Here is a 9,058-nt window from a genome sequence, read left to right as displayed (position 1 = left end):
ATCTCGCGGATCTGGCGGGCGTTCGCCCTGGCCCCGCACCGCACGCAGACGTTCAAGCTGTCCACGGACCCGCTGTTCATCGACAAGGTCCGCGATGTGGTCGGGCTCTACCTCGACCCGCCGGAGAAGGCCCTGGTCCTGTGTGTGGACGAGAAGTCGCAGATCCAGGCACTGGACCGCTCCCAGCCGGTGCTGCCGATGATGCCCGGCGTTCCCGAACGCCGCAGCCACGACTATGTCCGGGCCGGCACCACCACCTTGTTCGCCGCTTTGGAAGTGGCGACCGGGAAGGTCATCGGCTCTCTGCACCGCCGGCACCGCGCGGTGGAGTTCAAGAAGTTCCTGGCCAGGCTCGACAAGGAGGTTCCGGCGGGTCTCGGCGTGCACCTGATCCTGGACAACTACGCGACCCACAAGACGCCCGAGGTCAAGAAGTGGCTGCTGGCGCACCCGCGCTTCCACCTGCACTTCACGCCCACGAGTTCGTCCTGGCTGAACCTGGTCGAGCGGTGGTTCGCCGAACTTACGCAGAAGAAGCTCAAGCGCGGCGTCCACCGCTCCGTCCAGGCTCTCGAACGCGACATCCGGGCATGGCTGGCCGACTGGAACGAGCAGCCGCGACCGTTCGTCTGGACGAAGACAGCCGACGAGATCCTCGACAAAGTGGCCGCCTACTGCCACCGAATCTCCGACTCAGGTCACTAGGATTTCCCGTAACCGGCCGAGGTGAGGTTGGCCTGCACCGCGTTCTCGGTGGCGTCCGACGGATAGCCGGACGTCATCACGCCTTCGTAGAAGGTGCCGGCGGCGCCGTGGCTGTTGTCGCCGCCGATGCCGAGGATGATGGCACCTTCCTTCTTCATCGGGTTGTAGCCCGGGACGTTGGGGCGCGGTCCGTTGTAGAAGGTCGACAGACCGCCCGACTGTGCGTTGCCGCCACGGATGGACCAGTGGTTCGGCTCGCCCTTGACGATGGCGGTCAGGTATCGGTGACCGATGGTGGGGTCGCCCGCGTTGTAGCGCTGGTTCACCCCGGAGAACAGGCCGTTCTCGAGGTCGGCCATGATCCAGGGGCCGTTGCCGGCACCGTAGCCCCAGACCTTGTTGTTCCCGAAGTAGATGGCCTCCATGGTGCCGTTGCCGTTGTCACGGCTGTTGGTCTCGGCGTTGCCGTAGTCGAAGCAGCAGCCGCCGTTGTAGTGGGTGCCGTCGAGGATGGCGTACATCCCCTCCGGCTGGTCCCCTTTCGCGACGCCGTTGGTGGTGTTGTTGCGGTACCCGGTGCCAGGAGCCACGAAGACGCCGTAGGCCTTGTGGCCGCCGAGGGTGGTCGGCGCCGCTGTCGCGTTCGCGAGGTTGTCATATCCGCCCGGAGCCGGGCCGGGGAAGCCGCCGGGAGGCGCTTGGGTGAGGCGGTTGTTCCGGCCGGACTGGTCGTAGACGATGGTGATGAGGCAGCTCGTACCGGCGCAGAACGAATCCTGTGCGGCGGCGTTGGCGTATCCGCCCGGGCTCAGCACGCCGATGTCCCGCGTGGCGTTGTCGGAGGCGCGGCGCACCTGGTACAGCGGTCCGTTGTAGGCGCCGTACAGCGCGCGGGTCGTGCTGTGCGCCGCCACGCAGGGCGTGCCGCCGGAGGCGTAGATGTCACAGGGCAGCGAGGCCGCGGCCTGGGAGGCCGGGGCCGTGCCGGTGAGGACGCCGACGCCGAGCGCGACTGCCGCCGCTGTCGCCAGGAACGTGCGCCTCAAGGGGCGTAACGTCAGTCGAGTGGTCACGGATGAACTCCTCTACTGGATGAGGGAGGGATGAGACATGCCGTGCACCCCGAGGTACGCGATGGGCCGGGTACCACCGCCGCAGCCGTTGAGCCGTCCGCCGGATGGGACCGCCACCGCGCGGAAGACAGCCGGCCGGGCACACGCGAGGGCGCGTAGGACATTCGATGTGGGGCGGGCCGGACTCAGGGTGTGGACAGTTCGAACCGGGCGACCTTGACCGACCCGCCGAGTGCCTGGGTGGCGTAGTTGAAGATGGCGTACCGGTACCCCATGAAGAACCGCCAGTCGTTGCCCATGGTGAACGAGGGCCCGAGACGGATGAAGTTCACCCCGTCGGTGCTGTACGAGAAGGTACCCGGACGTCCCGCGCCCGGGCGGATGTCGGCGGTGGCGCGCAGCCATATGCGGCCGCTCGGGACGGTGGCGCTCGCCACTTCCGTGCCGGTGCCGGTGGTGTTCCAATTTCCGTCCATCGTCAGCCCGTTCACCATCGTCACCCGCGTCGCGCCGCCGTCGCGCTTCACCCCGATCCACGCGGAGGAGTCGCGCAGCAGCGCGAGCCCGGCCCGGTCGCCGTCGCGCATCGCGGAGTGGTCGAGCTGGACGGTGGCGGTGGAGGTGGGTCCCTGGATGCGGTGGGTGAGGGTGTTGCGGGCCCAGTACAGGTCGTTCGTGACGGTGGCGGTGCGCAGCGTCAGACCGTTGTCGACCGACCACTTGGTGGTGTCCGGGTTGTGGTTCCACTCCCATTTCGGCTTCAGGACCGTGCCGTCGAAGGTGTCGACGCCGGTCAGCGGAGTGACCTGGCGGGGCGGCGCGGGGACGACCGGGCTCGGATACGAGGCGCCCCAGGCGCCGTTCACCAGCTGTACGACGGGCCAGCCGTCGGAGGTCCAGCTGATCGGGGCCAGCACGGGGATCCGGCCGCCGGGGTAGGCGTCCACGAAGGCCATGTAGTACCAGGCACCGCCAGGGGTCTGTACGAGTCCGCCCTGGTGCGGCACCCCGCCGCCGGAGACCGGTCCGCCCAGGTTGAGCAGGACCTGCCGCATGGTGTACGGCCCGAAGGGGCCGCTGGTCGACTTCAGGATGTACTGGCCGTTCGCCGGGCGGGTGAGGAAGATGTAGTAGTTCCCGTTGATCTTGTAGAAGCGGGAGCCCTCCAGCGTCCCGACGCTCGACGGCGTGGTGAACACCTGCTGCGCACGGACCTGGCTGCGCCCGTCGGCGGAGAGCTGGGCCACGCTGATGGTGGTGTTCCCGTAGGCCACGTACAGGGTGTCGTCGCTGTCGACGAGCAGGCCCGCGTCGTAGTAGGCGTTGTTGATCGCGGTGAGCCTGCGCCACGGCCCTTCGACGGACGGAGCGGTGTAGATGTACGACGTACCGAATTCGATGCAACCGAGCCAGTAGAACGTGCGGTTGCGCGGGCGGTAGGCGAGGGACGACGCCCAGATGCCCTTGACGTAGGCGCGGGCGCCGCTCAGGTCGTACTTGGGGCCGAAGTCCAGGACGGGCACCGAATGCCCGGCGAACTCCCAGTTGACCAGGTCGTACGAGCGGAGGATGGGTGCACCCGGCGAGTAGTGCATGGTGGAGGCCGAGTAGTAGTACGTGTTGTCGACGCGGATGATGTCGATGTCCGCGAAGTCCTGCCAGATCACCGGATTCGCGTACGGGCCGACGGCTGTGAGGGTGGCCCCGGCGGGGCCGTGGGATGGGGCGGTGGCGCGGGCGGCGGAGACGGGCAGGGCGGCTCCCGCCACCAGCCCGGTGGCTGTTGCCAGTGCGGTGCGGCGACTGTGCTCGCGGTGGAGCCAGGACATCGAGGGTCGTTCTCCTTTGTGGTGGCCGGAGTGCCAGAGGAGCGATGACGTGCCGGCACGGTGGACGTGGTGTGGTTACGGCCTCGTACGAGAAGGCCCGGTGGTGTGCACGCGTTGCGGAAGTGGTCCTGGAGCGGCGGGGCGGCGGGCCGCTCCGGTGCACGGGTCCTCGGCTGGTCGCAGGTGCTCGCAGTGCCCCTGTTCCCTTGGGATCCCCCTTGGGACGCGGCGCGTTGACGCAGGGGACACATCGCACCGGATAACGTCTTTCAGCGCTGGTCTGTGCGGCCGACACAAACCTGTCCGTCTGATTGCTGTTCGGAATGGCGAACACTAATCGGCTGCCCGGACAAGCATGGATGATAGGCGGATAGCGAGAGACGTCAACACCTCTCGCGCCGGCGAACCGGCTGCAACCGGTGCAGCAGCCCGAAGCAGGTGCGGCCGAGCCCCTCGAAGTCGAGGCGGACCGTGGTCAGGGCGGGGTGATGCCTCCGGCTTCGCGGGCCGCACGCATCACCCGGCGGCCACGTCGTCGTTGCCGCACGGTACGGCGCTCACCGACCGATTCGCGACCAGCTCCCGCGCGGCGAGCGAGGCGGCCCCGTACGGACTGGTGTCGCTGGTGAGGACGGTCAGCGAGCGGGCTTCCTTGCCCGCGAGTTCGCGGGCCGCGCGGCCGGGCCGGAAGCCGAGCGCGTCGATGGCGTCCTCGACCCGGCGACGGGTGGCACCGGCGGCAGCGAACGGACGCCGTCTCACCACAGCCCCATGTGACGCGAGTGATGGCGAGGCAGACGTCGGGAAGGCGGCCGCCAGGCCTCCCACTATGGCGCGACCGGCCCGGAGAAGCCCGCGCCGCGATGGCTATTGTCCCTAGACCGGGCCGGGTCCTTGAGATCCGGCTTTGCGGCGCGGCGCGGCTGAACGGGGTGGTGTGGAGCGCATGTGGTCGCGCACCGGCGCCAGCAGGCCGGCGAGAGCCTTGACGTCATCGCGCGCAAGCGGCTGTTGAGGGGGCGCCGACCGGGCAAAACGAGCCGCCGCAGGACCGGTCGGATGTTGCATTCAATGCAATACATCCTGTTCGTGCTCGCTGCACACGACGGCGAACGCGGTCCGGCCGGGGCAGTCGGACGCCGGGTCGCGGGGCTTCCCCGACGGCTTCACGGCGTGATCGCAGGGGCTGTTGTCGGGCATTGTCGTGGCGAACCTCATGTCCCTTTCCCCCATGTCGTTTCAGCGGTGGGGCGGACGGTTCGGTCTGTGTGCAGTCGGTCGAGGCCGAGGTATCGGGTTCTGGAAACTGCGATACGTGATGGAGGTCACAGTCGAGGGCCGGCGCGTGATGACTCCGGTGGACGAGAGCCCGCCCCCCTTTCAGGGCTGGGGCGGCATCCACATGCGCCCGTCTCGACGCTGAGGCCTCGGGGGTACTCGTTCCTCGGTCGAGTGGACTGAGACCGGTACTCAAGCTGTGCTGTGGCCCCGGCTGGGACGTTGGGGCCCCAACGATCAGGAAGGCTCCTGATGTTCCGTAAGTTCCGCCGTGCATGCGGTGTTCTCGCCCTGGGCACCGCTTTGCTCGCAGCCGGAGCGGCTGTGCCCGCCACCGCGTTCTCCGCATCCGCAGCAGCCTCTGCGCCTTCCCGGACCCGCTCCTTGCCTCCTCAGCAGAGCGTCCCCGATCTGGATGCCGGGGGGCCGGAGAAGACGGTCGACTATCCGCCGGACGGGCAGCGGTACAGCCAGCCGAGTGCCATCAGCGTCCAGGCCCCGCCGTACACCCGCATCACGGGACTTGACCTGCGCTGCGAGGGCATGTCGTGCCCGGTCCAGATCGCTCCCGACGGCAGGTCCGCCACGGGGCAGAGCTCGGCCAGCACGTGGGACTTCCGCTACCCCTTCACCGTCCACCTCGTCGCCGACAGCGATGCGCCACTGGCCGGGGGAACCTTCACTGGCAGCTTCACCCTGAACGGAGTGACCCAGCCGCTCACCGTGAACATCAAGCCCGGCATCCAGGGCATCATCGCGGGCAACCTCAAGAACACCAGCCCCCCGGGCGGAGGCGTACGAGTCCTCGCGGTCGACCCAGGCAGCAACACCCAGGCCGCCGGTCTCCAGCCCGGTGATCTCATCATCGACGTTGCAGGCACACTCACTCCCACGGTGAACGACCTGGACAACGTCCTGCGTGGCAAGCGGTCGGGCGCCACCTACCCTGTGACCGTCAAGCGTGCTGGTTCGCTCCTAACCCTCCAGATCCCGCTCGATCCGGAGCCGTAAGCGGCCCCGGCCTCATGCCGGTTGCGGCTCGGTTCAGGGCGGTCAGCCGCCGAGGGGCAGCGGGTGAGCACCTGCTGCCCCCGTGCGCGAGCGGGCTGGTGACCTCGGCGATGGCGTCCGGGATTTCCGCCTCGCCGACCCAGGCCCGTCGAACACGCACCGGTAGGGGCCGTAGCGGTCGAGGAGCATGCCGTGCGGCACCTCATGGACGGGGTCGCTGGTGGTGCAGTGCCAGACGATGTCGTCCGCGGCGTCGTCGGTGGGGGAGGCGATCAGCTGGAACTCGGCAGTGTTCGGGGTGCGTCAACGATCCGGCCAAGGCACTCTGTGCGAAAGCCGGTCGAGGCAACAGCGAAGGACTTCCCTTTCGGGCAGTATCAGGGTGTGAACAGCGCGAAGAAGGACGTTCTGGATGCGGTCGGGCCCCGTCTGCGGGAGCTGCGTCACCGGCGGGGGATCACGCTGGCTGAGCTTGGCCAGCGGACCGGAATCAGCGAGAGCACGCTGTCCCGTCTGGAGGGCGGCAGTCGCAAGCCGACTTTGGAGCTGCTGCTGCCACTCGCCGAGGTGTACGCGGTGCCCCTCGACCATCTCGTGGGCGCGCCCCGTACGGGAGACCCGCGCATTCACCTGCGCCCGGTGACCCGGGGAGGGATGACGTTGGTGCCGCTGAGCGATCCTGGCGGCGCCCAAGCTTATAAGCTTCTCATTTCACCCACGTCCCAGAGCGAGCCGGAGCTGCAGACTCACGACGGTTTTGAGTGGCTCTATGTGCTCGCCGGACGGCTCAGGCTACTGCTGGGCGAGCAGAGCCTGAGCCTCAAGCCGGGCGAGGCCGCGGAGTTCGACACGCACGTGCCGCACTGGATTGGCGCCGACGGCGACCAGGCCGTTGAACTTCTCATCCTGCTTGGACGCCAGGGAGAACGGGCCCACCTCCGGGTCCGCGCCACCTGACCCGGTCGCGGTAAGGGCTCAGTTCCCGCCGGGGAGGGAGCCCAGTCCGTGCGCACGGCTGCCCTGCACCCGCCGCGACGCCTCGGCCTCCATCGCCCCGCTGAACACTTCACCGTCCTTCGCCGCACGGGCGGCGGCTTCCGCGTCGGCCTTCAGCAGGTCCATGTGGATCGCGGCGGCCGCGGTGGTGCCGGCTGCTGCCGCGGCGGGAACCCCGGCCAGTACATCGCTGACGTTCCCCGCGGCCCACACGCCCTGCACTCCGGTGAACCCGGAGGCGTCCACCTGGAGCTGCTCCCCCAGGCCCATGGGGTGTTCCTGCATCGTCGCGCCCAGCTCGCGCAGGAAACCCGCGCGCGCGAGGAACCGGGGGGCGACCACCAGTTGCTGGACCGGCACCACCTTTCCCGATGCCAGCCGCACGCCCGCCAGCTGGTCCTGGCTGTCGACCTCGAGCCCGGTGGCCTCACCGTCGACCACGCCGACACCGAGAGCGGCCAACTGCTCCCACTGTTCGTCGGTCAGTTCCGTCGCGGTGTGCAGGAACAGCGTGACGTCCTTGGACATCTGACGGAACAACAGTGCCTGGTGGAAGTTGCCGAGCACCCCGATGACCTTGTCCCGGACTTCCCAGCCGTGGCAGTACACGCAGTGCAGCACGTCCCGCCCCCACCGTTCGGCCAGCCCCGGCACGTCCGGCAGCACATCGACCAAACCAGTGGTCACCAGCACTCTGCGCGTCCGTACGCGCTGCCCGCCCTCGGTAACGACCCGGAAAGCCGCGCCGTCCCGGGAGATCCGCGCGACCTGTCCCGAAACGACACGACCGCCGTACGAAGCGACCTCCTCGCGCCCGAGCCGCAGCAGCTCCAGAGGAGAGATGCCCTCGCGGCCGAGCACACCATGGGCGCCGGCAGCCGGAGCGTTGCGGGGCTCACCCTTGTCGATCACCAGAACCGACCGGCGTACCCGGGCCAGGTTCAACGCCCCGGAAAGGCCGGCGGTCCCACCCCCGACCACCACGACGTCCCAGGTCTGTTCACCATCTCGTATCAACTCGAACTCGCTCATGCCATCAGCGTGCGATGGCGCCACGGATGCCGCAAAGGTTCATGCTGTTCTGGCAAGACGCGCTGGCTCTCGCCGCCGGGGATGGCTCGCCGATCGGCCGACGGCCCCGGACCACGCCGAGCATCTTGCCAGTCCAGCAAGAGGATTCGTCGCCTGCGGATACGTGTGTGCAAGCTGCGTCCAGATGGTCCCGGCCCCCAACTGAAAGCCGGTATCTCCAGGACTCGGTCGTGTTCCCGCATTCGTTGGGAATTCCTCCGGATCGAGCGGCATGTCGGTAGTTGAAATACTTGAGGAAGCAGCAGATGGACAATCGCCACGTCGTGATCATTCCGATCGAGATCGATGAGGAGAAGGAAGCCTCTTATCTCGCCGCATGGCAAGATGCTGCGGAGGTGATGGCGGCGCAGCCCGGTTTCATTCGGACGTACATGTTCCGCACGATCGCTCCGGGGAGTAAATTCCCTCTCGTCAACGTGGCGGAATGGGAGTCCACCGGTCACTGGGAAGAGGCGATGAATGTCTGCCCGATGATGGGACAGCAGATAGCCGTCGTCCATGCCTCGAACTACGAGGCGATCCGGACGGTCCTGCCCACGCAGAGCCTGAGTTCCGGCGACGGTCGCATGCCCGCTGACCTGTCTCCTGTTGAGGCGCGTCGCCGCGCCGAGGACGGGCAACTCACACTGGTCGATGTCCGTGAAGACGATGAATGGGCAGCGCGTCACCCGGCCGGCGCCGTCCACGCCGCGCTCAGCACATTGCCGGCGTCGCTGTCGGATCTGCCTGACGGCCCACTGGCCTTCGTCTGCCGCACAGGCAACCGCAGCGCGCAGGGCGGCGTGCAGGCGATCCGCGCGGGCCGGTCTTCCGTCTACAGCGTGGCCGGCGGCCTTGAGGCGTGGGCAGCAGCGGGGCTGCCGGTCGTCCTTCCCGGGAGCGAAAGCGCCGAGAACAACGGCGATCGCGTCGCAGATGCGGTGCGCGAGGGCTGACGAAAGCAAAACCGGCAGATAACCGTCGCATACGTCCGCCGGCATGAGGCCGGCCGGATGCGCCGTCCGCCCGCAGTCTTCGGAAAATTCGCTACCGCCATTCCGGACGGTGACCGTTTGCGCAATGGCCCAGGTAATG

Annotated in this window: 7 protein-coding genes and 2 pseudogenes; 4 read left to right on the top strand and 5 right to left on the bottom strand. The window is 68.2% G+C overall.

The window, feature by feature from the left end:
• The coding region (locus ABZ562_RS31510; RefSeq protein WP_361486086.1) for an IS630 family transposase at positions 1-705 on the top strand (705 nt) is incomplete at its 5' end.
• 8 nt (positions 706-713) lie between these two features.
• Here ABZ562_RS31510 and ABZ562_RS31505 read toward each other — a convergent pair.
• The 4 genes and pseudogenes from ABZ562_RS31505 to ABZ562_RS31490 all read right to left on the bottom strand — a co-directional run.
• Positions 714-1,736 (bottom strand): annotated as a pseudogene (locus ABZ562_RS31505) (arabinofuranosidase catalytic domain-containing protein); the annotation flags it as partial.
• Between the two features lie 78 nt (positions 1,737-1,814).
• Positions 1,815-1,931: pseudogene (locus tag ABZ562_RS31500) on the bottom strand (hydrolase); the annotation flags it as partial.
• Between the two features lie 32 nt (positions 1,932-1,963).
• Positions 1,964-3,607 (bottom strand): glycoside hydrolase 43 family protein, encoded by a 1,644-nt coding sequence (locus tag ABZ562_RS31495; protein ID WP_361486083.1) that lies wholly within the window; start codon positions 3,605-3,607, stop codon positions 1,964-1,966.
• Positions 3,608-4,123: 516 nt separating this feature from the next.
• Positions 4,124-4,369, bottom strand: a complete 246-nt coding sequence (locus tag ABZ562_RS31490) for a hypothetical protein (protein WP_361486081.1) — start codon at positions 4,367-4,369, stop codon at positions 4,124-4,126.
• A gap of 900 nt (positions 4,370-5,269) precedes the next feature.
• Between ABZ562_RS31490 and ABZ562_RS31485 the strand changes: the two genes are divergently transcribed.
• Together ABZ562_RS31485 and ABZ562_RS31480 are read left to right on the top strand one after the other, a co-directional pair.
• Positions 5,270-5,896: a PDZ domain-containing protein gene (locus ABZ562_RS31485; protein ID WP_361486079.1), complete on the top strand. Its 627-nt coding sequence runs from the start codon at positions 5,270-5,272 to the stop codon at positions 5,894-5,896.
• Between the two features lie 384 nt (positions 5,897-6,280).
• The gene (locus ABZ562_RS31480) at positions 6,281-6,853 is read left to right on the top strand and encodes a helix-turn-helix domain-containing protein (protein WP_361486076.1); all 573 of its coding nucleotides are present in this window, start codon (positions 6,281-6,283) and stop codon (positions 6,851-6,853) included.
• Between the two features lie 18 nt (positions 6,854-6,871).
• On the opposite strand, the gene ABZ562_RS31475 is transcribed toward ABZ562_RS31480, so the two are convergent.
• Positions 6,872-7,924 (bottom strand): NAD(P)/FAD-dependent oxidoreductase, encoded by a 1,053-nt coding sequence (locus ABZ562_RS31475; RefSeq protein ID WP_361486073.1) that lies wholly within the window; start codon positions 7,922-7,924, stop codon positions 6,872-6,874.
• Between the two features lie 305 nt (positions 7,925-8,229).
• Between ABZ562_RS31475 and ABZ562_RS31470 the strand changes: the two genes are divergently transcribed.
• A complete protein-coding gene (locus ABZ562_RS31470; RefSeq protein ID WP_361486071.1) occupies positions 8,230-8,919 on the top strand; it encodes a rhodanese-like domain-containing protein in 690 nt (229 codons plus the stop codon).
• The last annotated feature ends 139 nt before the right edge of the window (positions 8,920-9,058 follow it).

It is taken from the genome of Streptomyces sp. NPDC019937 (assembly GCF_040631655.1).
Taxonomy (GTDB): domain Bacteria; phylum Actinomycetota; class Actinomycetes; order Streptomycetales; family Streptomycetaceae; genus Streptomyces.
The sequence above is the reverse complement of the archived record's forward strand: the minus strand, read 5'-3'. Positions and strand labels throughout refer to the sequence as shown.